The organism is Belliella buryatensis, from assembly GCF_900188245.1.
GTDB lineage: Bacteria > Bacteroidota > Bacteroidia > Cytophagales > Cyclobacteriaceae > Belliella > Belliella buryatensis.
The window spans coordinates 276,189-302,831 of record NZ_FZOK01000003.1; the positions used below are offsets into that span (position 1 = coordinate 276,189).

The following is a 26,643-nucleotide window of genomic DNA, read 5'->3' on the forward strand; positions in this document are numbered from 1 at the left end:
ATCAGATTGCATCGATAGCCTTAGCTAACTTACGGTCTTTATCGGTGACAATATTGCCTTCATCATGTGTAGTCAGTTCTATAGCAACAGTGTTGTATACATTGCTCCAGTTTGGATGATGTCCTTGTTGTTCTGCAAGAAATGCCACTCTGGTCATAAATGCAAATGCCTCCTGAAAGTCTTTGAATTCAAAAGTTCTTTTTAGCTTATTATCTTCTTCTTTCCACATATTCTAAGTATTTTAATTATGATTGTACGCTACTTTACCATAAGGATTAGATCCTGAGTTCATAGCTGGCTATTGGACAATAGCAAATAATCTCTGAATAGAGCAAGATCAGATTCGTTTTATACTACTAGCGCAGTTTGATAAATCCATTATTCTTGAATTTTAAATTATAGAGAAATAACTCCCTCTATCTTAGCTGCTCGCTCGTAGACATCCAACACTGCTTCGCTAGATCCCATCATCGCTTTTATGGTAGCACTGACATAAGTGCCTTTACTAGAGCTCTTGAGTTTCATCTCATTGTTAGGCAATAATGCTGCCACTTCATTTTCTTTACCTGCCTGTACGATGAATTTGAACATATAGAGCGCAGGGAAATTCATCTGTGCTTCAAGCTTTTCTTTGAATGCCTGTTTATCAAATGTGTTTTTCATATTCACTACGAATTTAATGCTTATACAATACTGAACCCGAATTAATGAAAGAAAATTCAGACATAAAAAAACCCGTGACTGTATCACGGGTCTTCCTCTAAAGTATTTCTTTAATGATTATGTCCGCCTGAACCATTAGCAGTCAACTGATGATTATGGTATGTTATCAGTTGTATATTAGCTCAAAAGCAGACAGTCATATTAATTAAAAGAACTTATATCTATAATCCTTCACATTGGCTAGGTCTTCCAATGCCATCATGATCATATATGTGGTTCTTTGGGAATTGTTCTGAGCAATGGATGCTTGGTAACTATTGTAGTCAGCTACCTCTGTTGCAGGGGTAATACTATTCAATTTTGCTACAATAACTCCTACATCTTCATGAATGGGCTTAGTCATTTCTCCTGAATTTTTCAGTCCGAAAATCGCTCCAATAGCTTTTGGTGCAAAACCTACTCCTGGTAATACACTACTACCTAATGTCAGATCAGCAGAATTGTCCAAAGAGGCATCATCTCCAAATTCAGCTCTAATCTCTTCCAAAGTGGATTTCCCTTTGATTTTTTCCATGATTTTTGCTGCTTTCTTCTCGTTTCTTACTTGAACGAGCACTTGTGCTCTAACTTGATCCAAAGAAGCAGTGCCTTCTTCATATTTTCCCCTCAGAGTAGCAACGATATAAGTGTTGTCCAATTCAAAAACCTGAGAAACTTTTCCTATTGAAGCATCATTAAATGCCCATCTGATGATTTCTCTAGCATTGGTTTGGTTATTCAAGTTTCTTGAGAATGCATCTACACCATTTGCTTGAATGATTCTAAAACCTTGAGTTTCTGCGTTTGCTTGGAATTCTTTGGCATTGGAAGAATTGGCTGCAAAGGAATCTGCTTGTCTGAAGATGTCATTTCTAGTAGCATCGCTTGGAATCAATTCTAATTCGATAGCTGCGATTTTGTATGTATCTGTTTTAGGAAGTTCTGTTACATTGATGATGTGATAGCCATACTCGGTTTCCACCAATTTATTGATCAATCCAGTGGCTCTAGCTGCATAAGTTGCATCTGCAAATTCTGTCACAAAATCATCCTTTGCAAACCATCCTAGGTCACCACCTCTCTGAGCTGTTCCGTCTTGCCCATACTGAGTGGCTGCAGTGGCAAAATTTAGTCCACCTTGGATCTCTTTTAGGATTTCCTCCGCCTGCGCTTTCACCTCGGCTTTGTCTGCATCTTCTAGTCCTTGAGTTCCAAACAAAATGTGGCTAGCTCTCATTCTAGGTGTACCGTTAAATTTATCTGTGATTTTGTAAGTCACATAAGTAGATCTTGCCGTCACAAATGGGCCATAAGTCTCCCCTGGTACAATCTCATCTACATTGCTAGTCAACGATTCTGGTAAATTTTCACCAGGAAGGTATGTTCTGAAAGGATTAGCTCCTTCAGAATTTCTAACTGCCAATACAGAATCTGCATCAGAAGCTCTCAATTCTTCAGTCAATCTGCTGATTTCAGAAATCACAGCCGTAGAATCCTCTCCACTTGGATACAAGTTGAAGATTACATAATCTAAGTCTGCAGCATTGGAGACTTGGAATTTTTCCTTGTGCTTATTGATGTAAGCCTTGAGTTCTGCATCAGTCACCTCTACTTCTGCATCAGGAATCACATAGAACGGAATGAAGACGTGATCAACATCAGCGATAGTATTGGCCATCTTGTGTTGAAGCCTTCCCTCAGCTTTGGTTGCATATTCAGAAGTTGCCAACAAGTTGTCATACTTAATTCTCAACCTTGCGTCAGCAAAAAGTTTTTCTTGTTGTGCCCAGAAGGCTCTTTGCTCAGGGCCAGCATTTTCTAAGCTTTGAAGAAAAGTGATCAACTGTGCTCTGTCAAATTCTCCCGTAGTAGGATTGACAAGTTGTTGCCTCAGTTCTGGGATGATATTTTCTCCCTGAACCATATCTATCAACTCAGCATCAGAGATGGTCAAGCCTAAAGCTTCGTATTGATTTTTGAATACCCTTTCAACGATCAAGGCTTGCCAAGCTTGCTCTCGTATGCTATACATATCCGCTTCTGATGGCGTTCTACCTGTATTTTGTTGAAAAGAGAATTTGGTTTCTTCGATTTTTTGAATGTATTCCTCGTAAGTAATACTTTCACCTGCAATCTCGCCTACCTTATTTGAACTACCCCCTAAAAGGGTTGAGTTCGGACTTAATATATCCCCTCCTACAAGGAAAAATATCAAACCTACTGCAATTACACCGATTGCAAGACCTGTTCTCTGTCTGATTTTTTTAATTAATGCCATTCTTCTGGTTTTTTGAAGTGCCGCAAAATAATTACATCTAGCGTTAAATTCAAAATATTATCGCTCTCAATAAATTACTTCTTGGAAATTGTTGGGGAATTAACTTTGATTTTCAAAGTATCTATGCGGTGATCCTGCTTGGCCACCACCGTAAACGTGAAAGGTCCATACGAGACAGACTCACCTTTATTGGGTATATTTTCTATAAGTGAGATGACTAATCCAGAGAGCGTTTCAAATTCTCCGTAGGGTAACTCCCAATTATATTTATCATTTAGGTAATCTATTTCGTGTCTTGCGCTCATCAGATATTCATGGTCTGAAACTTTTTGCTCTATCAAATCATCATTGTCATACTCATCCTGAATCTCCCCAAATATCTCTTCTATGATATCTTCCATAGACACAATTCCACTTGTACCGCCAAACTCATCCACCACAAGCGCCAAACTCTTTCGCTCTTGAATAAACTGAACCAAAAGCTCATTGGCAAGTGCTGATTCTGGAACAATGATAATCGGTGTCAAAATATCTTCAATGGACTTGGGTTTCTTGAATAACTCTAACTGATGACAATATCCTATCACATCATCTATACTTTCTCTGTAGACGATGATCTTAGAGTGTCCACTTTCGGCAAAAATATCTTTGAGTTCGGTGACACTATCATCAATATCCACAGCCACGATATCCGTTCTCGGAACCATACATTCGCGCACTCTGATAGACTTAAACTCTACTGCATTATCAAAAATCTTCGTATCTACTTCAATTTTACCCTCGTCTCCGTCTTGATGTAGGTTATTTTGAATAAAACTATTCAAATCAGTCACTTTAAAAACTGGCTTATCTTCACTGTACTCTAATCTTAAGACCTTGGTAATAAAAAACCTTGACAAGCCCACCACAAACCAAACCACCGGATACATCAAATAATAAATTGCCAAGAAAGGTAGAGATAAGGCAGTTAATAAGCTATTAGGGTTGAGCATAAAGATACTCTTAGGGATAAACTCAGCAGTGATCAATACAATAATGGTTGAAATGATCGTCTGTACCACCATAACGCTGGCCTGATTGTCAAAGCTATCAGGTATCCATTCCTTGATCATCGGTTCTAACAAACTAGCCATAAAAATGCCATAAAGCACCAATGCAATGGTATTTCCAATTAAGGTTGTTCCAATAAACTGCCCAGGCCTTTTGACAAATCTTGCCAGAATTTTGCCTGAATATTGTCCTTGTTTATTCTGAAGCTCAATCTGCAATTTATTAGATGAAATGAATGCAATCTCCACTCCTGAAAAAAGAGCCGAAAACACCAAAGTAATCAATACATAAGCGAGATACTGGTATTCCATTATTTCTTTTTCTTGATCTTTTTATTTGCTTCCTGTTCTTTATCTTTGATCAGGGCTTCATTTTTTCTATACCTATACCAAAACAAAATCGCTATTGCCAGCATAAATACCGGATAGGATAGTGTAATCCCCTCGGTAATCGTTAGGTGTGTTCCGATCACTACCAAAGCAGCAGAAAGTGATAAAAGTATGATATCTTTCAATTTCATGATCTAATTTCCTTCTCCTGGGATAATTGTTCTACTGTCTATCACGGAATAAATTTCATACTCACTGAAAGATTCATCAGCCTCCATCCCTGTTCCCTTAATCAAGCGTTGGGGGTCTTGGATGGTGACAAATTTCTCTGTATAAATCTTTTTTCTTGTCGGATTCCAAAAGAGCTCCTCAGAAGATAGCTTTTGTTGCTTTTCAAAGTTCTCTACTTGTACATCCCCTTCACCACGATAAATATCCTCTTTTTTGATATAAAAGCCTCTATTTGCTCTGATTTTCGTTGTAAGCGCTCCATCTTCATCATAGAAAAAAATTTCTATGCCGTCAGGAAATTCATTGTCTCCATTTTGGAATTCGAGTTGCTTCTTAGCTTTAAGATTAATCTTGATGACTGTACTATCCGAATGCACCAAATCAATATCATAAGCAATAGATGCCGGGCCTAAGTAAGACTCCAGAAAACTCGTATCCTCTTCTCCTTTGCAGGATACTAGCAACAAGATTCCAAACAGTCCAATAAGAGGCAATATTCTCGACATCTGGCAAATATACATAAAGCTTACAAAGCAAAAAAAGGCGGTTTCAGGAACCGCCTTTTAGGATAGTTATATTTTTTAGGATTAACTTAATCTCTTGTGGCCAAAGTCACAGTCTCGCCAATCCAACATCCTGTGTTGATCGTCTGACCAGCCTGAAGCCCTTCAGTGAACAACTCTTCTTTAGATGGGAATCTTGACTTAGCTTGAGCCATTCCTGAAGAATCACCAGCTCTTTGATAAGCATTGTAAGCTGCGATATATACAGAGTAATCTTTTGCTCTGCTCTCACCACCCTTACAATCATTGAAAGAACTCATATAAAGTTGCGCAATAAGCCTCCACGCATCTTTTGACTTTTCAGCATCAAGTCTTGCTGCTTCCATTGCAGCTGATCTTGCAGCGCTTTTTCTATTTGCTTGACCATGAACTTTAGCAAGGTCCATTTGAACGTCTGCTTTTTGAACATCAGTTTCAGCTAGTGTCAATGCTTTCTCCAAGATTGGCTGTGCCTTTTCATAATCTCCATTTTGCATCAATCTCATTGCTCTTACTTGAGAAGTTGAGAATGATGGATTGTTGGTATCAATATACTCCAATGCCATATTGAACGCTGTAGTGTTTAAACACTTATATTGGACCGAATATTTGAAAATTTGATTAGCCAATGCTTCATCTTGCGGGTTTGCTTTGAACTTAGCACCTAAGGTGTTTTCTATGAAATCACAGTCAATCAATTCCATTGCTACGATCAATTGATCTCTAGTGCCAGTAGCTTGTGCTACATCTACGCCATTTGCTTGAGCAGCCTCAACCAATGCAGTAATATTGTCATATTTACTAATGATTTCCTCTTTGCTGTAAGCTTTGTTCCACATGTAATTTCTGTAAACTAGGTCATAGTAACCAGCTAACAAAGAAGGTGTTCTAAATTCACCATTTACTTCAATTACCCTATTGAAAACTTCTATAGCATCTCCAACTTTAGTTTTTTCGCCCCTATTGTAGTTGTATGCATAGAAGGCCTTATTTTCGATCCAAACATCTTCTCTATCGAAATATTGCTTTCTTAGATCAAATAGAGTAAGTACTGAATCTTGGTAAGCTCTTTTCTTAGCTGCATCATCTGTTGCTCCTTGAGCGCCATGATATACAGACACTCCTTTGATATAAATAGATTCATTGAGTTCTGGAACGTTGACCAACAACCAATTTAGTGGTTTCGTAGCCTCAATATATTGTTCTGAATTCAAATAATCAGAGTAAGCAGCATTGTACTCCCTCGCTTTCGCTTCCATCTTCTCATCAGATGGCCAATTCCAACCGTCTTGCGCCTGCGCAAATCCTGCCACCATGAAGGTCACTAACCCGGCTAATACAAATTTAAGTTTCATAGGTGTTTAGTTTATTCAAATGATCGTTTATAAAACCACGTGTTATCGTTGAGAGAAAATCCGAAACTTACGTTAAAGTAATTTTCTCTTATCAGGCCATTTCCAGTTGTTCCTCGAGTTCCAACTTTCACAGCCATGTTGACCAATGACAGGGAGTTTACTGGAAGCGAGCCTCCAAAATTGATGCCAACATCAGTGATCTGAGATTGGTTGACAACGTATGGCGTTTGGATGTATTCCAGCCCAACTCTATAGGTAGCTCGCTTAAGAAGGTTGTCCATAGAGAAAGCGTCTGGGATAAATTGAGCCCCTAGACCTACCTTGAAGCTTTCTCCAAGATCTCCACTTTCCCCTGCAAAGTTCCTGTATTGGCTAAAGTCTTGAAATTGAGCTTCAAGACCAACTACAAATTTATTAATTTTTTCGAAAGATATACCATAACCTAATCTATTAGGAAGGAAAATTGTTCCTCTATCATTATTATTGATGATATCTCCGGGTGCATCGGGGTCGCTAGCTTCGCCCTGATCGGCGACTTTCGCAAACTGTTTTCCTCTAATATCCCCAAACATATGATAAATGGCGCCTAGGTGAATGTTTTTACCATCGCCTACTTTGAAGAAATAATGTATCCCTCCTTTGAAGGAAACATCAGCTACCGTGAATCTTTCATAATATTCTGAGGTAGCACCTATTTGATTTCTCGCACTATCTAATAAACTCAGTTGATTGGTTCTGATCGTAGAACCAAAAAGGTAGGACGCATGCAAACCTACACTGAGGTTTTTGGCTAAGTAATATCCCGTCGAAAGGTATGCTTCTGATATACCTCCTTCACCTTCTACCCTATTGACCGAGCTTAGATTTGAATTAGCAACATCACCATTGACTAAAATGTTATAATTCACTCCTGTCAATTGATTGATTCCCATGCCCATAGTGAGCTTGGTCGATTTGAGCGGTAAGGACAAGGCTAAATAAGAAAGTCCTCCACCGTCCAAAGTTTCGGACTCGGAAGTCGTGGCTGCATTCACATTTCTATAGGTCATCGCTGCCTGAAAGTTGAATACCGTATTTCGGGTAGAGAGCGCTGGGTTGACATTGTTGATCGCCCATCCTGTACCATAACTGATACCCAAACCACCCATGGCTTGATTGTGTGTAAGCCCTCCGTAGTTGAATTCACCAAGACCCAAGGCACTGTAAGAGGATGCCGTCGTCTGAGAAAAAGCGTTGGTAAATATGAAAAAGACACCCAAGGTGCCGAGTAATCGCAGTCTATTTTTTATGGACATTGTATGTTAATATTCTATTCAATCCGAACAGGACCAAATTGGGGATTACAAATATGTAGTCTTTTGTTAAGGTTTCAAAGAATTTTGAGTCTCCTCCACAAATAATGACCTTTAAATCTTGATGTTGCTGCTTGTAAGCTGCTATAAATCCTTCCATTTCGAAAAGGATACCATGATATACACCGCTCCTAAGGCCGCTTCGAGTACTATTTTCCAGTAACTGTGGCATTTCTTGTTCGTTGAGCACTTCCAATGGCAGTCTGGCAGTCTGCTGATGCATGGCCTTGAAGCGCATGGCAAGTCCTGGAGAAATCGCTCCTCCTAAGTACTCGTCAGCTGCATTGAGGAAATCATAAGTAATGCAACTCCCTAGGTCAATCGCTAGCAGATTTCCTTCAGAAAACTTCGCCCTAGCGCCTACGGCGGCCGCTTTGCGGTCCACTCCAAGCGTATCCGGGGTGCCATACTTGTTGCTAATCGGTATTGCCGTTTCCCGTGTGAGATACAGAAAGTCAAAACCCAAAGCTTCTTTCAAATCTTCCTCAGCATACTTGACTGAACTGATCAGACAGGCGTCAAATTTCTGCTGTGATATATATGATTTCAAATCGGCGAGCGATTCGAAGGAACTTGTGGCCAGCATCTCCTCTCTTTCAAAAACCGCCGTCTTGATCCTTGTATTGCCTATATCTACGATAAATTGTCTCAATACTTGTGTGCAATAGCGCTGAGAAATCCCAGCATTTTTTGATTTGAAAATCCAGTCAGTCGGCTAAATTAGTCATTTTAACCTGAGGGCTGTTTTCAAAAGATTATTTTTAACTTTAAGCCTATTTATTTAACAAAAATTAACCATGACCAAGAGCTATCACATGATCGGGTTGATGTCTGGTACATCAGGAGATGGCTTGGACATCGCCTTTGCTCAATTTTCCAAGGATGAAAAATGGACCTTCGAAATTCCTTATGCAGAGACCATTCCCTTTCCAGAAAACCTTGGAGAACGATTGCTCAAAAGTCACACATTTTCTGGTCTTGAGCTTTCTTTATTAGATATAGATTTTGGTAGATGGATGGGGCAAGAGGTCAAGTTATTTTGTGAGCAACATGCCATAGCGCCACAAGCCATAGCTTCCCATGGACATACTGTATTCCATCAACCTAACAAAGGGCTTAGTCTACAAATTGGAAATGGCTGGGCGCTTCATGCAGCTTCAGGCTTGCCCGTTATCAATGACTTCCGCATGCTTGATGTACAGCTAGGAGGTCAAGGTGCACCTTTGGTTCCTATCGGAGATATGCTGCTTTTCGGTGCCTATGATTACTGTATCAATTTGGGTGGCATTGCCAATATCAGTTTGGATGCTGCAGATCAAAGGACTGCCTTTGATGTCTGTCCTTTCAACTTACTTCTGAATCATTATGCTCAGCAAAAAGGGATGCCATATGACAAAGGAGGAGCTCTTGCAAGCAGCGGTGTTTTATTCCCGGAAATTTTAAGAGAGCTCAATGAAATTCCATTTTACCATAAACGAGGAGCCAAATCACTTGGAAGAGAAGATCTTGAGGTATTTTATGATATTTTGGAAAGGTACCCTGATGTACCGATAGAGGATAAATTACATACCTTGATCATCCACTATGTTTATCAGATCAAAAAAGTCATCCCGAATGCAAAAGGGAAATTGCTTGTAACTGGAGGAGGTGCCTATAACAGCTATTTTATGGATGAATTGAGAAAAGCTTTGGGTGAAAATCTGGATATTCCTAAAGCTGATCCTACAATTATCGACTTTAAAGAAGCGCTGATTTTTGCCTTTTTGGGAGTGCTTCGCTTAAGAAACGAAAATAACTGCTTGGCTTCTGTCACAGGAGCAAGCAGGGATAGTTGTGGGGGGATGGTTTATGGTATTTAAACAAAATCAGTGGAAACCCGAAAAATATGCGTGTCAATAGAACGCTGATTGAGCAGATTGAGCGGATGGTCGCTGATCAAATATAGGCTACTTACTTTTCATTTTATATACTAAAAAATATGAAGGTGTAGATTGCATCTACACCAAGCTAAGCGAATAAAATCAGTAGAAATCCGATACATCTGTGTCATCCCGATTTTCGGGACAGGTTCCGCGTGCCAATAAAACGCTGATAAGAGGATACTTTTTAGAAAGTTAATACCAGTCCAGAAGCAAGGGGATCGACTTTGAAGTCTAATCTCGTACTTGTCTTTTGACCTTCAAATAGGTTCTTATTGTATAGATTGACAGCTCTTTGCACATTAAGGTTGTAATTGGCTTCGAATATTGAGGCAGTGATTCCTAGACCCGTAGCCGAAAGGCCAACAATATCTCTTGTCCCAGAATCACTTATGAAAAAGGTAGAAATTAAACCTACAGTCGTGATCACATAAAGTGGCAATACTATTTTCTGGCTTCTCAACGCTTTATCCAAAAATTGCTTAGTATCTGAATTTAACTCCATCAATGTTTTTATTTCGCTGTTTTTAAGACGAGTTTCATTTTGATAGTATTTTGGAGCTGAAAGCAAGCGGTTTTTTGTGTCTATAAAAGTTTTTGCTTGTTGACCAAAAGAAGTAAAAGCAAAAGCTAAAAAGAAAAGGATTAAGGTTAACTTTTTCATATAAAATAGTTTTAAAATTTGTGTTAAATAAAAGCCAAATACTAGTTGAAATAACTAAGGTCTAAATTACAAAGCCAAAAATAAAGTACAAAACTATTTAATACTTTTTAGACAATTTATTTCGTTCAAAAAATATAATGCACTCTATGTACTAGGTCTGAAAAATAGTGCGGAGGATTTTATCTAAATCAAGATCATTGCATATTTAATTGAATTTTTCATTTATCTCAATTTTTCAAATCCGCTAACCATACTGTCTATCTCCCAATTATTTCTATTTTTGCCTACGATTAAACCCAAATATTACAACAGATGAAAGAACTACTCAAGAAGTTTGAGAATAAGCAACCTGAAATCGTTTTTGAATGGAGTGACAGCGAAACTGAAGCCGAAGGTTGGGTGGTGATCAACTCCCTCAGAGGAGGAGCTGCTGGCGGTGGTACTCGCATGAGAAAAGGCCTCGACAAAAGGGAGGTGGAATCTCTTGCTAAAACCATGGAGGTAAAATTCACTGTCTCAGGTCCTGCTATCGGTGGTGCTAAGTCAGGAATTAATTTTGACCCCAATGACCCTAGAAAACCTGAAGTACTACAAAGGTGGTACAAGGCTGTCATGCCACTACTCAAAAATTACTATGGCACAGGCGGTGATCTGAATGTGGACGAAATCCATGAAGTCATCCCAATCACTGAATCCTACGGACTTTGGCACCCACAAGAAGGCGTAGTCAATGGTCACTTCAATGCGACAGAGCCACAAAAAATCCGAAAAATAGGACAACTGCGCCAAGGTGTTTCCAAGGTACTAGAAGATCCTGACTACACGCCCAATGGTCCAAAGAAATACACCGTAGCAGATATGATCACTGGGTATGGTGTCGCTGAAGCGGTAAGGCACTATTATAAAATCTGGGGTGGACAGCTTAAAGGCAAGCGGGCAGTCATCCAAGGCTGGGGCAATGTAGGCGCAGCGGCAGCTTGTTTCCTTGCGGTAGAAGGAGTCAAAATCGTTGGTATCATTGACCGTGAAGGTGGACTGATCAAAGAGGATGGTTTTTCTTTGGATCAAATCCGCGAGTTGTTTGTCAATAGAGCTGGAAACAAACTAGTGGCAGCGGACATGATGCCTTTTGAAGAGATCAACGCTAAAATCTGGGACATCCCATCAGAAATATTCATTCCTGCTGCTGCATCTCGGTTGATCAATAAAAATCAAGCTGAGCGCATGGTGAAAGCTGGCTTGGAGGTGATTTCCTGTGGCGCCAATGTCCCATTTGCAGACCCCGAGATCTTCTTTGGGCCAACAGGCGTTTGGACTGATGAGCAAATCTCCGTCATTCCTGACTTTATAGCTAATTGTGGGATGGCAAGGGTATTCGCTTACTTGATGTCTGACAAGGCTGAATTAACAGATGATGCCATTTTCAAAGATGTAAGTAGAACTATTGCCAAGGCAATGAAAAAAACATTTGAAGTCAATCCTAGCAAGACAAGAATTGCACAGGCTTCATTCGAAATTGCCCTGAAACAACTCGTATAACAATTTTACCAATCATCAGCCAGTAACCAAATATCAAAATTATTTGGAGCTGGCTGAATTGTTTTCATTAGTCCTTTTCATTCAAAATAAGTAGTTTAGCGGGATGATTTCTCCACAATTGCAAATTTGTAATTGAGAAATTTTGGCTAGACATCAGGCTAATCTTTGGATATACCCATAAAAAGCATTTGAATGAAAAACTTTATTGCTGCAATTGCGCTGCTGATAGGAATTTTATTTGTTTTACCCTCTTCAGAAGCACATGCCCAAGCTGATCCCCAAACTGAACAAATAGATAGCCTCACCCAAACTGATAAAATTCAGAGTGTGGCAGCTCATATTCATGATGATGCTCATGATCATCATGATGCACCTGTTTGGCTGGTCATTCCATTTGTCTTATTGCTCTTGATGATTGCTACAGGGCCATTATTTTACGAGCATTTTTGGCATCATAATTATCCCAAAGTAGCCGTTGGACTTGCTATCATCGTAGTATTCTATTACTTATTTGTACTTGGAAATGCACATGGTCCAGTACATGCCCTTGCAGAGTATGTGCAGTTTATCGCGCTATTAGCCTCCCTATATATCGCTTCTGGGGGTATATTGATTGAAATAGACAAAAAATCCACCCCATTAGCCAATGTGAGTATCTTACTCATAGGAGCCTTAATCTCCAACTTGATCGGAACTACTGGTGCTTCTATGCTACTAATCAGACCATTCATCCGACTCAATAGAGGAAATATCCAAGCATATCACATCATTTTCTTCATCTTCATGGTGAGTAATATTGGTGGCTCATTGACTCCAATTGGTGATCCTCCACTTTTCCTAGGTTTCTTAAAAGGAATTCCTTTCTTCTGGACCCTAGAGCACAATTGGCCAGCTTGGATCATAGCTTTGACCATCCTTTCGACAGTCTTTTACTTTGTAGATAAGAAATTTGGTAAGTCGCAGGAAGATGATCTCGAAGAGGCTGCCTACACCAATAAATTTGGATTGATTGGAGCTAAAAATTTCATTTGGCTAGCCATTGTCATTGGGTCAGTATTTTTGGATCCGAATGTGATCGAATGGGTACCAGCTATCAGGTATGATGGGCAGAAGTTTTCCTTTCTGAGAGAGTTCATCATGCTTTCAGTAGCCTATTTTTCATTCAGGTATGCAGATCAGAAAGCCATCAAGGGCAATGAATTCAATTTCGAACCTATTCGAGAAGTCGCTTTTATCTTTATCGGAATCTTCGGCACCATGATGCCAGCTTTGGAGTTGGTGGGTAACTTTGCCAAATCTCCAGATGGGGCTGCCTTGATTACCCACAATACCTTATATTGGGGAACAGGCGTACTTTCTGGTTTCTTAGACAATGCTCCAACTTACCTGAACTTCCTTGCTGCTGCGATGGCTTCTCAAGGTGCTGAGATTAGCAATGTTTCTCAGGTCAAGGATTTTGCCATGGACATGTATGATGACTCGGCATTTGAGTTGATGGCCATCTCCATTGCGGCAGTATTCTTCGGTGCGATGACTTATATAGGTAATGGACCTAACTTCATGGTGAAATCCATCGCTGAACAAAGTGGTATAAAAATGCCTTCTTTCTTTGGTTACATCATCAGATTTTCCATTCCAATCTTACTACCTGTTTTGATCATCACATGGTTGATTTTCTTTGCTTTTGTATAAAACAACCTGCTTACCTATACCTTTTAAAAATATGCAATATTTAGAGTTTAAAATCAGCTGCAAAGAAGACTTCAGAGAGGTTTTGATAGCGGAATTGGCAGAAGTTGGCTTTGATTCCTTTTTGGAAACTGATCAGGGACTGGATGCATATATTGAAGAGGGGCTTTTTGATCGAGAAGCTTACCAAGAAGTATTAGAAAAATATCAGGAAGTAGCCCATGTCCTAGTGGAAGAGGGGGTAATGGCCAAAGTGAATTGGAACGAGGAGTGGGAGAAACATTATGATCCAATTCAAGTGGGCGAACAAGTCTATGTGCGTGCTTCTTTTCATGCGCCAAAGCCTGAGATAGCACACGAAATTCTAATCAACCCGAAGATGTCTTTTGGGACAGGTCACCATGCGACTACGTTTTTGATGCTTTCGCACCAACTTGACTTAGATCACCTAGGCAAAAGAGTCATTGATATCGGTTCAGGAACAGGCATACTGGCCATCATGGCACACAAACTAGGTGCTAGGCAAGTGGAAGCTTTTGACATTGATGATTGGTGCGTGGAGAATGGCAACGAAAACTTTGACCTCAATGGCATGTCAACGGTAAAGATGGGCTTGGGTACAGTGAGAGAAGTTGCACCTCAGGGTATATTCGACATCGTACTGGCCAATATCAATAAAAATGTCTTGTTAGACGAGATGGAAGTTTATGCTTCATTGCTGGGTCGTGGCGGTTTTCTTTTATTAAGTGGTTTTTATACGCATGACATCACAGATATTGAACAAAAAGCTGCACAGGAAGGCTTAAGGCTCTTGAAGCAAAAAGACAAGGATAACTGGGCTGCATTAATTTTAGAGAAGCAATGACAGAACTGATCATTTACGCAGGCATCTTCCTTTTACTTATTGCACATGCCTTGCTAGCGGGGAAGATGTACAGGACTGTACATGAAGATACAGCGCTAGGGATGAAGGAGAAAAATGACTGGAAACTGAAAGCGTTGATTTTTCCTGGGCTTTATTGGTTTCAATATAAAGCCTCAAAAAAGTAATTTAATCTTGATTTTGTCTTTGCAGTCGCTTTCTGTAGGCATTGAAAATTCGAGATTTAGAAATAAACCCTAGGTAAACGCCATCTTCAACCACTGGTAAATTCCAAGCGCCTGACTTTTCGAATTTGTCCATGACATGTTGCATGCTTTCATTAGGAAGAATGATATCAGGTGGACTGTGCATCAGTTGACTGATTTTGACGGATTCTTGTTTTTCGGCATCAAACATGATATCTCTAATATCATCCAAAGTAATGATCCCCATCAATTCATCTGATTGACTGATCACTGGGAAGATATTTCTCTTGGACAGTTGCACCAAGCCGCAGAGGTCCTTTAAGCTGGAATCAGGCTGAATCGTAAGCAGGTCCGTCTCCATAATTTTTCTGATATTGATGGTGTCTAATACCTCTTCATCTTTGGACTCGAATAGGTACCTGCCAGTTCCTTTGAGTTGCTTGATATAAAGTGAATCCTTATCAAAGTAAGTGGTGGTCACAAAGGAAATAGCTGAGACTAGCATCAAAGGCAAAAAGAGTTCATAGCCTCCTGTGACCTCCGCAATCAAGAATATAGCAGAGAGAGGAGCGTGCTGTACACCACTCATGACCCCACACATGGCTACAAGTGTAAAATGTGCTATTGGAAGGGCCATTGGTACTCCGAAAAGGTTAGCAGCATAAGCAAAGACAAAACCTACAATCCCACCTACAAATAAAGATGGTGCAAAAATACCCCCACTTCCTCCACTCCCTATGGTAATGGCAGATGCAATAGGTTTGATCAAGACAACGAGCATCAAGAAGATAATAATGAAATAAGGATTGTCAATCTCTGCAAAGAAAGGGCTTCTCTGCAAAACTCTCTGTGGCTCCCCATCAATCAAGGCATTGAGTGTATCATAACCTTCACCGTAGATTGGCGGAAAGAAAAATACAATCAATCCTAAGAAAGCACCCCCATAGAGTAGCTTGACCCAAGGATCCTTCATCATATCCAATAAGGCTTCGGTCCTCAACACAACTCTACTAAAATAGAGCGAAATGATACCTGTCACCATCGCCAGAAGGAAATAGTATGGCATATGACCCGCAAGAAATTCATCAGATAAGTTGAAGGAAAACATGACGTCTTCTCCGAGCAAAAGCATAGAAGTAATAGACCCTGTCACTGAGGCAATCAGTAAGGGAATAAAGCTTCCAACGCTTAGCTCCAAAAGTATTACTTCTATCGCAAAAATCACCGCGCCAATAGGTGCTCCAAAGATAGCTGAAATAGCTCCTGCCGCCCCACAGCCTATCAAGAGCGTCCTCTTCTTCGCACTCAGGTGCATCAAGCTTCCAAAATTGGATCCAATAGCAGAACCTGTCACTACGATAGGAGCTTCTAGTCCCACCGACCCTCCAAAACCAACTGTAATGGCAGAAGTGACTACCCTGCTATACATCTTCACTCGAGGAATGATACTGCTCTTTTTAGCAATATTATACAACAAGTCTGGAATACCATGTCCACCTATATCTTTTAGGATGTAATTTCCAATGGCATAAGCCAAACCTATCCCTATCACCGGATAGATGATATAAAAGAAATTAGCATAATCCTCGTAAAAACTTTGAGTCAAAAACTTCTGAATTGCATGTACTGCAGTCTTAAGAATGACTGCGGCCAGTCCAGCCAATATTCCAATTACACCACTCAGTATCAAAACAAAGTTTTTGTTGCTCAGATGTCTGAGTCTCCAGATCAAAAAACGGGTGATTAAATCAGTCTTTGCCAAAATCTTAGTGCTAGATACAACTTCAAATTTAGCGGATATTCTAAGCTAAAAAAAAGAAGACTTGCTGAAAATCAATTCAGCAAGTCTTCATCAAGTGCAAGTACGCATGCTAGTATCAACTCTACAGCTCCCTTGAAAAATTCTGGCTGAATATTTTCAAAAGTATCTCTTGGTGTATGATAGTCCGGATGATCCTCCACTCCAAAGTAGATAAATGGAACCCCTTTTTGATGAAACTGAGCATGGTCTGAGGCATTGGTCCAATCTTCTCTACCAGAGCCAGGTATATCGTGACCAAATTTCAAAAAAGGGCTTTTCCCCGCCGAAGCACGCTCCAAGCTAGGCTTTAGAAACGGATAATGGTGGGTTCCGACAGCATAGAGTTCATTGTCGCCATTTCTACTGACCATATCCATGTTGATATTCACTTTTACTTGCTCAAGCTCAAAAGGAAAATCATTGACCAAGGTTCTTGCACCTTGCATGCCCATCTCTTCGGCATCCAAAGCCACAAACATCATCGAGTGCTTGGGTCTATTTTCTGCAAAATAACCTGCCAACGCCATCATCGCTGCTGTACCCGAAGCATTGTCATCGGCTCCTAAAAACGCCTCCTCTCCTCTCTTACCAAGGTGATCATAATGACCCATAATGACTATTATTTTATCAGATTCACTACCTGGTATAAACCCAATTATATTTGCTGCATTTTCATAAGTTTTATTTTCTCTCCTATTGGTGAATTCAAAAAACTGGGTATAATCATCATATTGACTGCTCAAGCCCAATATTTTGAATCTTTCCTTGATATAAGCTCTTGCTTTGAGGCTTCCTTCAGAGAGCGGTTTTCTTCCTTCTAGCTCTTCAGATGCTAAGTATTGTATATCTTTAATCAATTGCTCTTGATCGATTTTTTGAGCAAAGGAAGAATTATAACCAAGTAGAAGGAATACAATAAGAAGTAGTTTAGATTTTGTTAGTTTCATAGTGGAAATAAACATGTTGATTTTTAATTCAAGCAGATAATTTAAAATTTCTCGGTACGTTGCTTATATTCGTGATAGCTTGTATATCTCTGGCAATATCTAAAAATATGAAGTATTTCTCAGCGACGCTGTTGTTTTTTTTATTGGCAATCGACCTATTTGGTCAAGGAGGACTACCAGATACCTTTCTGAATGGTAAATCTGTCGTCATGATTTCTAGTGCACCACAAGCTCGACCAGTCTTGAGTTGGAAAGAACTAGCAGAAGCCATCCATCCAGCGCTAGTAGAAGCTGGTGGGGACCCTGTAGCCTATTATGAATTAGAAGATGTAACTCTTTCGGAAGAAGTGCAGACAGGTTTTGCGGAAGCCTTCAATAAGCGCTTGATCAAAAACATCGTCATTCTCACCAGAAAAGCCAGTGGGGAACTTGCCTTGAATATCGCACCCTACACCATGAACAAAAACTTGGTTCCAAATGCTGGGGTTTTTTCGCTTCAATTGCCTGACTTGGGAGGAATGGTTCAGGCTTTAGAAGCATTGGGAAAAAAGAGCCGCTCGCACAACTACCTGGTGCTAGATGTGCCTGAATACCCTGCAGCTGCTGGAGCCATAGCAGGAGGAACAAATAGGTTTTTACCTAGAAATCCATTGAACCTAGATGTTTTTAAACTAGGTGTACCACTCAGCGGATCTGCTGGAGAATCAAGTTTCCTGACCATGTACCGCTATGACTTGTTGGGAAAATCCGCAGAAGCAATCGCTGCGGAGCAAGAAGCTGAAAAACGAGGCTTAGAAGGTATATTTAAAACGAATTATCCTTATCAGGTGGAATTTCTGACCGAGGCCAAATCTGAGGCTGAGTTGATTAGAGAAAGGGTGCAGTTTGTGCTGATGCGTGTCGAAGGCAGAGAGGCTGACCTGATGAAAAGTATGGGACTTCCTGTGGTGGAAGAAGAAGAAGCTTCTAGAATCGTCGTGAAATATTACATCAAATTCTTGGTGAGAAACGAACTCTATATCGGTCCAACTTGGGATGCTCATCCAAACTGGAGAACTGCACTGAGTCAGTTCTTGTCAAATCTTCAAAAATAAAAGGGCTCCGCAGAGCCCTTGAAATTGCGATTTTGTTTGACTTGGTGATTAAACAACTTTTCGCTTATTACTTATCTATCGAACCTGTCACGCGCTTCATGAAGGCATTCATAGCTTCCTTTTTATCCATTCCTTCTTTGATCATCTGATTGACCTCCAATGTTCCATACAGATTGGACAGCAATTCACCCATCACTTCAATTTCCTCATCCTTGAGCGATGGTATTTCCGTCATGTTTTCCAACAATTCGATGGTCTCCTTCACCCAGTCTTCATCATTGGCTTCGATAAAACCCAGTACGTGCTTAATTATTGGCAATCTCATCGATCAATGTTTTTAATCCTTCTTCTTTGTTTGTCTGAACTTGATTGACCAATTGGCCACCTTTGAAAGTAGCAAAAGTAGGTAAGTTGGTTACAGCTGCTAATTTTCTAGACTCAGGTAATTTCTCAGCATCTACATAAAGAAAAGTTATTCCTTCGTAGTCTCCTGCCAATCTTTTCATCTTTGGCTTCATGATTCTACAGTTTCCACACCAAGTAGCGCCATATTGTACTACCACTTTATCATTTTCTTGTATTAAATTCTGCAAAGTGTCAGTTTCTAATTCCTGTAACATATTTTCTTTCGTTTAATTCCTATTTAGAGTTACAAAATTAATGTCCAAAGTGTTCAAAAACCAATCGAAAATTTCAATGCACCATTGAAAGCTTAAATGTAGATAGTCTTGTTGAGGAAAGGAATTAATGCTAAAATTATCGCCTGCGCATAATATTCCTTGCGATTGACAGCACCATTGGTCAATATACCCACTGCACCATTTCCTTGCTTGGAATTTTCTCTATTGAAAACTTGATCATCGGCAGCACCCAGCTCCATTCCCCCTTTGATCAAATCCGTGATCACATTAGGTAGAAAAAATGTGGCTGTCTTAGCTTTCCCTATCTTTCCAGTAGGATCTATGATGACTACCCAAGCAAAAGCATACATTTCGCCAGCTTGCTCTTCTACTCCTCCCTCTATACCTACCCAAAAATCTGCTTCAGGAAATACATTTTTTGAATTTTTGGCTCTATTATAGGCGCCAAGGTAAGTCTGCTCGTCACCAATAGGTTGGTCATCTACCTCTGAACTCACGTTCAGCCCTTCTATCAAAAAAGCCTCTCTATCAAATGCTTGATGAAATCCTAGGTCTGTGCAACTGATCTTTACGGGGTTTTTACTTCCCACAATAACCAATTTTTGTCTTTTTTCTTCTTTGATGTTTTTTCTCTTCGGAAAAGCCATGTCTTCTTTATTAATGAAAAAAACCTGCCAGTTGATCCCAGCAGGTCTCAGTTTGTTTATGCCATATTGGTGAAGACCTGATTGACATCATCGTCATCCTCCAATTTTTCTATCAGCTTGTTGATCTCTTCTTCTTGCTCCTCTGTCAATTCTACTGTCGTAGTCGGGAACCATTGGAAATCTGCATTGATAATATCGATATTTCGCTCTTCCAAAGCTTTCTGCATGTTGCCAAAATCTTCAAAGGCTGTGTAAACGAAGATCTCTCCTTCGTTTTCGGCAACTTCATCCAATCCAAAATCGATCAGCTCCAATTCTAACTCCTCAATATCATATTCTCCCTGCAGAAATCTAAATACTGCTTTTTTGTTGAACATAAAGCTTACAGAGCCGGAAGTACTCAATGAACCATTACATTTGGAAAAATAGCTTCTTACATTTGCTACGGTTCTATTCGTGTTGTCTGTAGAAGTCTCAATGATAACAGCGACCCCATGTGGGCCATAGCCTTCGTACAATACTTCTTCGTAATCTTTCTCATCCTTGTTGGAAGCACGCTTGATAGCGGCCTCTATTCTATCCTTAGGCATTGCTGCACCTTTGGCATTTTGGATGATGGTACGCAGCTTGGTATTGTTAGCCGGATCCGGTCCTCCAGCTTTTACGGCCATGACTATTTCTTTTCCAAGGCGGGTAAACACCTTGGACATCTTACTCCAGCGTTTGAATTTTCTTTCTTTTCTAAACTCGAAAGCTCTTCCCATGTTGAAACGTATTTAATTGGGGTAAAATTAATAAAATTTTTCATTAGACTGATTGTAGGAGCCTGCGAATCCATACCAGCAAGTCATTTAAATAAAACTCCCCGCCCGGTTGATGATACTTGCCAGATAGCCTTTCGGTATCTGATTAGCTTGTCCTCCTTTGATAATCGTATCTAGATATGCTTTGTTTGGAAAAATTCCCTTGGTGATTTTCGAAGAAATAAAGGTAAAAGCTTTTTTTGAACCATCTTTGGTCAATACTTCCATTTCTATAAAATCATAGCCAGGCTCTGATTGGAGAAAATAGCCTCTATCAGCTTCCGAGATCTCATATAAAAGCCCATAGACGGATTCATTTTGACTAGCTATCACATTAGCTCTGGCAGAGCCATCAGGGTTTTGATAGTTGAATCGAAAACCGAAATGTGGCAAGACTGCTGTACCAAGTAATTTAGGTCTTTTCTGAAGCCGTCCTTCTAAGGTACTGACATCCAAATTGCTCGCATAGCCAAAGTATAGAAATGTCTCCATTTGGAAAGATATTTATGTATATTTATCAGGGAGTTTGGGATGCTCCAAAACTCCAGACCAAACATACAAACTCAGACACTGAAGTGAAAATTTTACTTAATTTAAACCCTACATCCATGAAAAAAATAACCATGCTACTGTTGGCTTTTGGCATTGGAATAGTCTTCGTCCAAGCCCAAAGAGGTCCTCAAATGCAAAGAGGACAAGCAATGAATCCTGAAGCAAGGGCGGAGATGATGACAAGAATGATGACCCAGCGCTTAGAATTGTCTGATGAACAAATGGAGAAAGTCCATCAAGTAAATATGGCTCGAACCAAACATCAGGCCTTGATGGCTGAAAAAGGGCAATCTGAGGCTAGAAAAGCTGAAGCCATGAACAAAAAAGCCAAAGCGAAGCAAAAAGGTAAAGCAAAAAAAGCTGAGGCCGTTGAAGAATTAGAAGAGGTGGAAATTGAGATCGAGGAAATTCCTGAGGAGGATTTTGACAAGGAAATTGAAAAAATCCTGAGCCCAGAGCAACGTACAAAATGGGAGGAGATGAAAAAACAAAGAAGACCAGAAGGTGAAAGGGGTGGTCAGCGGCCTATGGGCGGTGGCATGAATAGAGGGGGAGGTAATTAGTATTAAATGATGTCGTTAGCATAGTTTACTGCTCTTCTTTAAAGTCTCACAAGCGTGAGGCTTTTTTTATTTCATCCTGAACAGAATGATCATTGCTGAGATTCCAGTCAAAACCCCTATGCTGAGAATGGACATTTCTATACCAAAACTATCTGCGATTACTCCTGTCAGTATCGCTCCTACGGCATAGCCCAAATCCCTCCACAGTCTGAATACACCTATGCTATTGGCACGATCAGTTGGGTGGGTGTTTTCTGCAACAGTTGCCAAAAAAGTAGGATAAACCATGGCAGTACCCCACCCTAAGACCGCTGCTAAAATCAAGTAATGAGTCATCGAGCTTGCAAAAAGGAAGAATGCAAGTGCAATCCCCTGAAGGATCATCCCAATAAACAACAGGTATTTTTTGCTGTACAAGTCAGCCATTTTTCCAGTAAATAGCTGTCCAAATCCCCATACAGCAGGATAGGTCGCTGTGATGATGCCAATTTGCTCAAGATCAAAACCTTTGACAGCAAGCAGAATAGGAAATATTCCCCAAGCCATCCCATCATTGAGGTTGTTGATCAATCCAGCTTGTGTGACAGAACCCAAGTTCGGATGTTTCCAGGTAGTTTCCCAAAAGATGTTTTGCAGTTTGGGTACATCACTGTGTTGGTTTTCAGCAGCTACATGCTTTCGGGTGTCTTTGATGAAGTAGATACTTCCTAGCATTCCCAAAACAGCCAATCCAATTCCCAGATAAAATGGATAAGGTCTCAAACCGTATTCTGCAGCAATATAACCTGTAAGAAAAGCTACCAGCGCCACGGCCAGATAGCCTGCAAATTCATTCAGCCCCATGGCAAAGCCTCTTTGGTTCTCACCGACTAGGTCAATTTTCATCACCACAGTAGATGACCAAGCAAGACCCTGATTGATGCCTAAAAGTACATTGGCTGCTACTATCCAGTCCCATGTAGGCGCAAACATCAAGATAAAAGGGACGGGCAAAGCAAACAGCCAACCGATAACGAGCAAGTTTTTTCTTCCTATTTTATTGGCAAATGCTCCAGCAAAATAATTGGTTATAGCTTTGACGATTCCGAAAACAATAATGAAGGACAAAATTGCTGTTTTGGCAGCGATGGCAAACTCAACCTCTGCTATCTGTGGAAGAATACTGCGCTCCAGTCCAACCATCCCACCGACAAAAGCATTGATGATGACCAAGAGGGTAAATTGTTTCCAATTTTCTTTGAGGCCTAATTTGATTTGCTTCATGGATTAAAATTTCACTTACAAAGGTGGCAACTTCTTGTGATTATTTAATGAGACTCTTGTCACATGGTAAGTCTGCGGAATCAAGAATTAACTAAGTAGATGTTAATTTATCCAAAGAAATATATGATATTTTATAAAGCTAGTTTATATTGAAACTTTTAAAAATCTCCTCATATGAAATTTAGGAATCAATCTTGGGTTAAGGCAGTAAACTATATCTTTTTGTTAACTTTTTCTTTTTCATGTAAAGAAAAAGATGGCTCCTTGAATTTGGGGGATTCACTTCAACTTACTCAGGCTTCAATCGACACCTTGTTTATTGATTCTGGAGATGAATTAATTCAAGCTGCTGTAAAATTTGAATTGGTAAGCAAATTGGAAGATGATAAATTTCTGTACCACTGGGATCAAAATAACTCCATTCTCGAAGTCATAGATTTAGAAAATTTAGCTCTTACAAATCGTATTCCTTTTGAAATAGAAGGCCCAAATGGCACGGGTACAAATCCATTTTCACATTTTCAAATGCTCAGTGAATCTGAATTTATTCTTAGCAATCCTTTTCGAGTCATGTTTTTTAATATGGAAGGGAAAAAACTCCAAGAAATTGACTTGTATGAAGAAAAGTTGAGAAAGGCTTTCAGTGAAGTAGGAGCTCCTAGAATATTGCATTTTGATGAAGCAACTTCAGATACCTATGGATTTCAAGTAGGGTTCAAAAAATTCAATCCATCGCTAAATCGTTTTAATCTTGAAAACTATCAAGGATCTGTCAATCCTTTACCAAAATTTAATGCATTGGATAATTATCGACTCCTTTATGAAAGTAAGAATGGGATGGACATGAAAGTACATTTGCCGACTCTTCATTTCAATCCATTGAAAAATAAAATACTCATTACTTCTGAGGCTATCAGTGGCCTCTATGTATATGATATGGGTTCAAAATCCCTTCAATATCATGAACTTGATTCTCAAGTGGCTCCTTCTGATCGAAGATTTGAGGCTTTTGATACGATTAAAGAATTCGATGAATGGCAGCAACTCATTTTAGAGATGGAAAAGGAGTTTAACTATGGAAAACTCTTATTTGATCAGGAGAATAATAAGTATCTGAGACTACTTTATCGGAAAATTTCGGAAGATAAATTTCAAATATTTATCAGCGAGTATTCTACAGAATTCGAACTGACGAAAGAATATCAGATAAAGGAACCTCTGAAAAAACCTAAAAATGAATTTATAAAAGATGGGGCCATATGGCTCTATCAAAACTTTGATGATGAACTTGCATTTATCAAGCTATCAATACAATAATGAAATATTTTATACTTCCATTTGCCGGCCTTCTTCTCTTTTCCTGCGGTGGTAATTCTGATCAAAGTTCAGCTGGAAATTATGCCGATATCACGATAAGTATGGATACGGTGGTAGTGGACTCAGGGGATGAGATTTTGATGGCAGGCACAAGCTCCAACTTGAAGATCAATAATGCTGGGAGCAAACTGTTCTTTTGGGATGTTCAATCTTTTCAACTCGAGCTGATAGATTTGGAAAGTTTGACACTGGATGAAAAGAAGTCCTTTGAAAGAGATGGTCCTAATGGGGTAGGCAGGTATCCTTATGACATTCATTTGATCAATGATGAGCAACTGGCATTTAACAATTTTACCCAATCGATCATTCTTGCGAAAATGGATGGAGAGGTAATCAGGAATTTAAGATTAAATGAGGAATGGCTAAAAGCTGATTTAGATGAAGGTGAATCATTGACACCATTGGCTTTTTCAGAAGATGGTCAACTGATGTATTGCGGGATCAACAATTTTTTCTCAAAGTCAAATTCTAATATAGTAGTCGTAGACCTTGAGCAAGAACAAAGGCAAATTATCACGCTGGAAGCCTTTCAAAAACGCGAGAACTTTAGGGTTACTTTTTCGAAAAGTAATGGTGAGTATATGGAAGTCTATGCCGATGTTCCCAAATTGGAGGTCATTGCTTACAAAGATCAGTTGATCTTTTGGTGTGATGCTTTCAATGCCATTTACCGCTACGACCCGCAGTCTGCTGAACTTACGCTGCATGAGATCAATAACTCACTTTTTCCAAACGAAAAGTCAGGAACCTATTCCAATGAACCCGGCACGATAGAAGAAATGCAAGAGATGACAAAAAAACTGAAGGAAGAGATTCTTTTTAGTAAGCTTTTTTGGGATGATAGCAACAATGTTTTTTACCGTTTTGCCTCCTTTAACCTCCCTACGGTAGGAGACGAGAAGGTAAAGTCTAAAGTCTTTATCAGTATCATCGATGAAAATTTTGAAGTGATTGGAGAGCAAGAAATTTCAGAAATGATCAATAGAGCACCAGAGGCGCTATTTGTAAAAGATGGCTTAATCTACAGCTACTTGAATGTAGATGATGAGCTAGGATTTATTAGAATGAAAATCAACTAACAAATACAAAAATGAAATATTTTATACTACCAATTGCCGCACTTCTCCTCATATCCTGTGGGGGAAATTCTGATCAAAGTTCAGCTGGAAATTATGCCGATATCACGATAAGTATGGATACGGTGGTAGTGGACTCAGGGGATGAGATTTTGATGGCAGCGACCAACTTTTATAATCAAACTTTAAATCAAAGTGCAGACCGACTATATTTTTGGAACTATAGATCGCATATTCTTGAGATCGTTGATTTGAATGAAATGGTCTTTCTTGAAAAAAGAAGGTTTGAAAAAGAAGGCCCAAATGGTGTTGGTCAATTTCCAAACAGAATCATCTTAATTGGTGAAGACAAAATAGGATTTGTACAATGGGCCCAAATCAATATTGCTGATATGAATGGCAATCTCCTTAAAACTATCAGTATAGACGAAGATTGGATGAAAGGAGAACTCAATGAAAATGAATCTCTTATACCTTATGGTTTTTCTGATGACGGAGAAACTCTATACTGTGCCATCGCAACTCCCCAAAGATTGAATTCTAATTTTATTGAGGTGGATTTGACGAATAAAAAGACCAAATTAATCGAACTAACTGAATTCGATAAACGAGAAAAATTCAGAGTAACTTTTACGGTGGAAATGAATGGCGGTATTTCTACCTCCACCGCTCCTCCTTCTCTTGACTACACGCGGCATAAGGATAAATTGATTTTTTGCACCAATGTCTTTAACAATATCTATCAATTCGATCCAAAGACAAACTCACTCGAGTACATTACGATAAGTAACTCTTTGACACCAAATGAAAAAATAAAGGATTACGAAAATGATGTAAATTCCGAGGAAGCTTTTTTCAGAATCATGAATGAAATACAAGAGGAGGTGAGTTTTTCTAATCTTTTGTGGGATGATGTAAATCATGTTTTTTATAGAATCACCTCTTTCAATATGCCAAGAATAGATCAGGAAAAAATCAAATCCAAAGTCTTTATTAGTATTATCAGTGAGGATTTTAAAGTGATTAATGAAAAAGAAATTACAGATAATGTAGATGGAGTTCCTAATGGATATTCCGGAGTATGCTGACCCCTCTCAACCGGAATGTTTTTGAACAGTGAAAGTGGCCTGATTGGCCAGATTCGACTGACATTCCGGCGGA

28 protein-coding genes are annotated in these 26,643 nt (G+C 39.5%); 10 read left to right on the forward strand and 18 right to left on the reverse strand.

Going from position 1 to position 26,643, the window contains the following annotated elements; translation table 11 throughout:
• Position 1 precedes the first annotated feature (1 nt).
• The 9 genes from CHB66_RS04835 to CHB66_RS04875 all read right to left on the reverse strand — a co-directional run bounded on the left by CHB66_RS04835 (position 2) and on the right by CHB66_RS04875 (position 8,491).
• A complete protein-coding gene (locus tag CHB66_RS04835) occupies positions 2-229 on the reverse strand; it encodes a 4a-hydroxytetrahydrobiopterin dehydratase (RefSeq protein ID WP_089238517.1) in 228 nt (75 codons plus the stop codon).
• A 167-nt stretch (positions 230-396) separates the two neighbouring features.
• Positions 397-663, reverse strand: coding sequence for a DUF493 family protein (locus CHB66_RS04840; protein ID WP_089238519.1), 267 nt, complete (start codon positions 661-663; stop codon positions 397-399).
• A 205-nt stretch (positions 664-868) separates the two neighbouring features.
• Positions 869-2,980 (reverse strand): peptidylprolyl isomerase, encoded by a 2,112-nt coding sequence (locus CHB66_RS04845; RefSeq protein ID WP_089238521.1) that lies wholly within the window; start codon positions 2,978-2,980, stop codon positions 869-871.
• A 74-nt stretch (positions 2,981-3,054) separates the two neighbouring features.
• A complete protein-coding gene (locus CHB66_RS04850) occupies positions 3,055-4,341 on the reverse strand; it encodes a hemolysin family protein (protein WP_089238523.1) in 1,287 nt (428 codons plus the stop codon).
• On the reverse strand, positions 4,341-4,550 hold the full coding sequence (locus tag CHB66_RS04855; protein WP_089238525.1) for a hypothetical protein: 210 nt from the start codon (positions 4,548-4,550) through the stop codon (positions 4,341-4,343). Before CHB66_RS04855 ends, CHB66_RS04850 begins: the two co-directional genes overlap by 1 nt.
• 3 nt (positions 4,551-4,553) lie before the next feature.
• Positions 4,554-5,096 carry an LPS export ABC transporter periplasmic protein LptC gene (gene lptC / locus CHB66_RS04860; protein WP_089238527.1) on the reverse strand — a complete coding sequence of 181 codons (543 nt, stop codon included), beginning with the start codon at positions 5,094-5,096 and terminating at the stop codon, positions 4,554-4,556.
• A gap of 86 nt (positions 5,097-5,182) precedes the next feature.
• A complete protein-coding gene (locus tag CHB66_RS04865; RefSeq protein WP_089238529.1) occupies positions 5,183-6,487 on the reverse strand; it encodes a tetratricopeptide repeat protein in 1,305 nt (434 codons plus the stop codon).
• Between the two features lie 11 nt (positions 6,488-6,498).
• On the reverse strand, positions 6,499-7,782 hold the full coding sequence (locus CHB66_RS04870; protein ID WP_089238531.1) for a hypothetical protein: 1,284 nt from the start codon (positions 7,780-7,782) through the stop codon (positions 6,499-6,501).
• Positions 7,766-8,491, reverse strand: coding sequence for a type III pantothenate kinase (locus CHB66_RS04875; protein ID WP_089238533.1), 726 nt, complete (start codon positions 8,489-8,491; stop codon positions 7,766-7,768). Before CHB66_RS04875 ends, CHB66_RS04870 begins: the two co-directional genes overlap by 17 nt.
• Positions 8,492-8,636: 145 nt before the next feature.
• Here CHB66_RS04875 and CHB66_RS04880 point away from each other — a divergent pair, with 145 nt between their 5' ends.
• Positions 8,637-9,698, forward strand: coding sequence for an anhydro-N-acetylmuramic acid kinase (locus CHB66_RS04880; RefSeq protein WP_089238535.1), 1,062 nt, complete (start codon positions 8,637-8,639; stop codon positions 9,696-9,698).
• A 247-nt stretch (positions 9,699-9,945) separates the two neighbouring features.
• Here the strand turns inward: CHB66_RS04880 and CHB66_RS04885 are convergent, their stop codons facing one another.
• Entirely contained in the window at positions 9,946-10,422 is a 477-nt protein-coding gene (locus CHB66_RS04885) for a hypothetical protein (protein WP_089238537.1), read from the reverse strand.
• A gap of 312 nt (positions 10,423-10,734) precedes the next feature.
• Between CHB66_RS04885 and CHB66_RS04890 the strand changes: the two genes are divergently transcribed.
• From CHB66_RS04890 to CHB66_RS04905, 4 genes are all read left to right on the forward strand, one after another.
• Positions 10,735-11,961: a Glu/Leu/Phe/Val dehydrogenase dimerization domain-containing protein gene (locus CHB66_RS04890; RefSeq protein ID WP_089238539.1), complete on the forward strand. Its 1,227-nt coding sequence runs from the start codon at positions 10,735-10,737 to the stop codon at positions 11,959-11,961.
• Positions 11,962-12,153: 192 nt separating this feature from the next.
• A complete protein-coding gene (locus tag CHB66_RS04895; RefSeq protein ID WP_089238541.1) occupies positions 12,154-13,653 on the forward strand; it encodes a sodium:proton antiporter in 1,500 nt (499 codons plus the stop codon).
• Between the two features lie 31 nt (positions 13,654-13,684).
• Complete coding sequence (gene prmA / locus CHB66_RS04900; protein WP_089238543.1) at positions 13,685-14,515, forward strand: 50S ribosomal protein L11 methyltransferase; 831 nt, start codon at positions 13,685-13,687, stop codon at positions 14,513-14,515.
• Positions 14,512-14,700, forward strand: a complete 189-nt coding sequence (locus tag CHB66_RS04905; RefSeq protein WP_089238545.1) for a hypothetical protein — start codon at positions 14,512-14,514, stop codon at positions 14,698-14,700. Before prmA ends, CHB66_RS04905 begins: the two co-directional genes overlap by 4 nt.
• Position 14,701: 1 nt before the next feature.
• Here the strand turns inward: CHB66_RS04905 and CHB66_RS04910 are convergent, their stop codons facing one another.
• A complete protein-coding gene (locus CHB66_RS04910; RefSeq protein WP_089238547.1) occupies positions 14,702-16,480 on the reverse strand; it encodes a chloride channel protein in 1,779 nt (592 codons plus the stop codon).
• A 71-nt stretch (positions 16,481-16,551) separates the two neighbouring features.
• Complete coding sequence (locus CHB66_RS04915) at positions 16,552-17,466, reverse strand: M28 family peptidase (RefSeq protein ID WP_089238622.1); 915 nt, start codon at positions 17,464-17,466, stop codon at positions 16,552-16,554.
• A 107-nt stretch (positions 17,467-17,573) separates the two neighbouring features.
• Here CHB66_RS04915 and CHB66_RS04920 point away from each other — a divergent pair, with 107 nt between their 5' ends.
• Positions 17,574-18,560 carry an NTPase gene (locus CHB66_RS04920; RefSeq protein WP_089238549.1) on the forward strand — a complete coding sequence of 329 codons (987 nt, stop codon included), beginning with the start codon at positions 17,574-17,576 and terminating at the stop codon, positions 18,558-18,560.
• 67 nt (positions 18,561-18,627) lie between these two features.
• On the opposite strand, the gene CHB66_RS04925 is transcribed toward CHB66_RS04920, so the two are convergent.
• The 5 genes from CHB66_RS04925 to CHB66_RS04945 form a co-directional block, all read right to left on the reverse strand.
• The gene (locus tag CHB66_RS04925) at positions 18,628-18,885 is read right to left on the reverse strand and encodes a DUF6952 family protein (protein ID WP_076498507.1); all 258 of its coding nucleotides are present in this window, start codon (positions 18,883-18,885) and stop codon (positions 18,628-18,630) included.
• On the reverse strand, positions 18,866-19,180 hold the full coding sequence (locus tag CHB66_RS04930; protein ID WP_089238551.1) for a thioredoxin family protein: 315 nt from the start codon (positions 19,178-19,180) through the stop codon (positions 18,866-18,868). The genes CHB66_RS04925 and CHB66_RS04930 overlap by 20 nt, the downstream gene beginning before the upstream one ends.
• Before the next feature lie 92 nt (positions 19,181-19,272).
• Positions 19,273-19,848, reverse strand: coding sequence for an inosine/xanthosine triphosphatase (gene yjjX / locus CHB66_RS04935; protein WP_089238553.1), 576 nt, complete (start codon positions 19,846-19,848; stop codon positions 19,273-19,275).
• Between the two features lie 56 nt (positions 19,849-19,904).
• Positions 19,905-20,612: a YebC/PmpR family DNA-binding transcriptional regulator gene (locus CHB66_RS04940; protein ID WP_089238555.1), complete on the reverse strand. Its 708-nt coding sequence runs from the start codon at positions 20,610-20,612 to the stop codon at positions 19,905-19,907.
• Between the two features lie 87 nt (positions 20,613-20,699).
• Entirely contained in the window at positions 20,700-21,143 is a 444-nt protein-coding gene (locus CHB66_RS04945) for a gamma-glutamylcyclotransferase family protein (protein WP_089238557.1), read from the reverse strand.
• Between the two features lie 116 nt (positions 21,144-21,259).
• Between CHB66_RS04945 and CHB66_RS04950 the strand changes: the two genes are divergently transcribed.
• On the forward strand, positions 21,260-21,766 hold the full coding sequence (locus CHB66_RS04950) for a DUF4890 domain-containing protein (RefSeq protein ID WP_141107370.1): 507 nt from the start codon (positions 21,260-21,262) through the stop codon (positions 21,764-21,766).
• 66 nt (positions 21,767-21,832) lie between these two features.
• Here CHB66_RS04950 and CHB66_RS04955 read toward each other — a convergent pair whose 3' ends face one another.
• Positions 21,833-23,029 carry an MFS transporter gene (locus CHB66_RS04955; RefSeq protein WP_089238561.1) on the reverse strand — a complete coding sequence of 399 codons (1,197 nt, stop codon included), beginning with the start codon at positions 23,027-23,029 and terminating at the stop codon, positions 21,833-21,835.
• 174 nt (positions 23,030-23,203) lie between these two features.
• Here CHB66_RS04955 and CHB66_RS04960 point away from each other — a divergent pair, with 174 nt between their 5' ends.
• From CHB66_RS04960 to CHB66_RS04970, 3 genes are read left to right on the forward strand one after another with little or no spacing between them, the layout of a single operon-like run.
• Positions 23,204-24,346 carry a DUF4221 family protein gene (locus CHB66_RS04960; RefSeq protein WP_089238563.1) on the forward strand — a complete coding sequence of 381 codons (1,143 nt, stop codon included), beginning with the start codon at positions 23,204-23,206 and terminating at the stop codon, positions 24,344-24,346.
• Positions 24,346-25,485: a DUF4221 family protein gene (locus CHB66_RS04965; protein WP_089238565.1), complete on the forward strand. Its 1,140-nt coding sequence runs from the start codon at positions 24,346-24,348 to the stop codon at positions 25,483-25,485. The genes CHB66_RS04960 and CHB66_RS04965 overlap by 1 nt, the downstream gene beginning before the upstream one ends.
• Before the next feature lie 11 nt (positions 25,486-25,496).
• Positions 25,497-26,570, forward strand: coding sequence for a DUF4221 family protein (locus tag CHB66_RS04970; RefSeq protein WP_089238567.1), 1,074 nt, complete (start codon positions 25,497-25,499; stop codon positions 26,568-26,570).
• The last annotated feature ends 73 nt before the right edge of the window (positions 26,571-26,643 follow it).

Excerpts from the sequence above, each read along its gene's own strand:
- CHB66_RS04835 (WP_089238517.1), bottom strand. The coding sequence starts at position 229 with ATGTGGAAAGAAGAAGATAATAAGCTAAAAAGAACTTTTGAATTCAAA.
- CHB66_RS04840 (WP_089238519.1), bottom strand. The coding sequence starts at position 663 with ATGAAAAACACATTTGATAAACAGGCATTCAAAGAAAAGCTTGAAGCA.
- CHB66_RS04845 (WP_089238521.1), bottom strand. The coding sequence starts at position 2,980 with ATGGCATTAATTAAAAAAATCAGACAGAGAACAGGTCTTGCAATCGGT.
- CHB66_RS04850 (WP_089238523.1), bottom strand. The coding sequence starts at position 4,341 with ATGGAATACCAGTATCTCGCTTATGTATTGATTACTTTGGTGTTTTCG.
- CHB66_RS04855 (WP_089238525.1), bottom strand. The coding sequence starts at position 4,550 with ATGAAATTGAAAGATATCATACTTTTATCACTTTCTGCTGCTTTGGTA.
- lptC (WP_089238527.1), bottom strand. The coding sequence starts at position 5,096 with ATGTCGAGAATATTGCCTCTTATTGGACTGTTTGGAATCTTGTTGCTA.
- CHB66_RS04865 (WP_089238529.1), bottom strand. The coding sequence starts at position 6,487 with ATGAAACTTAAATTTGTATTAGCCGGGTTAGTGACCTTCATGGTGGCA.
- CHB66_RS04870 (WP_089238531.1), bottom strand. The coding sequence starts at position 7,782 with ATGTCCATAAAAAATAGACTGCGATTACTCGGCACCTTGGGTGTCTTT.
- CHB66_RS04880 (WP_089238535.1), top strand. The coding sequence starts at position 8,637 with ATGACCAAGAGCTATCACATGATCGGGTTGATGTCTGGTACATCAGGA.
- CHB66_RS04885 (WP_089238537.1), bottom strand. The coding sequence starts at position 10,422 with ATGAAAAAGTTAACCTTAATCCTTTTCTTTTTAGCTTTTGCTTTTACT.
- CHB66_RS04890 (WP_089238539.1), top strand. The coding sequence starts at position 10,735 with ATGAAAGAACTACTCAAGAAGTTTGAGAATAAGCAACCTGAAATCGTT.
- CHB66_RS04895 (WP_089238541.1), top strand. The coding sequence starts at position 12,154 with ATGAAAAACTTTATTGCTGCAATTGCGCTGCTGATAGGAATTTTATTT.
- prmA (WP_089238543.1), top strand. The coding sequence starts at position 13,685 with ATGCAATATTTAGAGTTTAAAATCAGCTGCAAAGAAGACTTCAGAGAG.
- CHB66_RS04905 (WP_089238545.1), top strand. The coding sequence starts at position 14,512 with ATGACAGAACTGATCATTTACGCAGGCATCTTCCTTTTACTTATTGCA.
- CHB66_RS04915 (WP_089238622.1), bottom strand. The coding sequence starts at position 17,466 with ATGAAACTAACAAAATCTAAACTACTTCTTATTGTATTCCTTCTACTT.
- CHB66_RS04920 (WP_089238549.1), top strand. The coding sequence starts at position 17,574 with ATGAAGTATTTCTCAGCGACGCTGTTGTTTTTTTTATTGGCAATCGAC.
- CHB66_RS04925 (WP_076498507.1), bottom strand. The coding sequence starts at position 18,885 with ATGAGATTGCCAATAATTAAGCACGTACTGGGTTTTATCGAAGCCAAT.
- CHB66_RS04930 (WP_089238551.1), bottom strand. The coding sequence starts at position 19,180 with ATGTTACAGGAATTAGAAACTGACACTTTGCAGAATTTAATACAAGAA.
- yjjX (WP_089238553.1), bottom strand. The coding sequence starts at position 19,848 with ATGGCTTTTCCGAAGAGAAAAAACATCAAAGAAGAAAAAAGACAAAAA.
- CHB66_RS04940 (WP_089238555.1), bottom strand. The coding sequence starts at position 20,612 with ATGGGAAGAGCTTTCGAGTTTAGAAAAGAAAGAAAATTCAAACGCTGG.
- CHB66_RS04945 (WP_089238557.1), bottom strand. The coding sequence starts at position 21,143 with ATGGAGACATTTCTATACTTTGGCTATGCGAGCAATTTGGATGTCAGT.
- CHB66_RS04950 (WP_141107370.1), top strand. The coding sequence starts at position 21,260 with ATGAAAAAAATAACCATGCTACTGTTGGCTTTTGGCATTGGAATAGTC.
- CHB66_RS04955 (WP_089238561.1), bottom strand. The coding sequence starts at position 23,029 with ATGAAGCAAATCAAATTAGGCCTCAAAGAAAATTGGAAACAATTTACC.
- CHB66_RS04960 (WP_089238563.1), top strand. The coding sequence starts at position 23,204 with ATGAAATTTAGGAATCAATCTTGGGTTAAGGCAGTAAACTATATCTTT.
- CHB66_RS04965 (WP_089238565.1), top strand. The coding sequence starts at position 24,346 with ATGAAATATTTTATACTTCCATTTGCCGGCCTTCTTCTCTTTTCCTGC.
- CHB66_RS04970 (WP_089238567.1), top strand. The coding sequence starts at position 25,497 with ATGAAATATTTTATACTACCAATTGCCGCACTTCTCCTCATATCCTGT.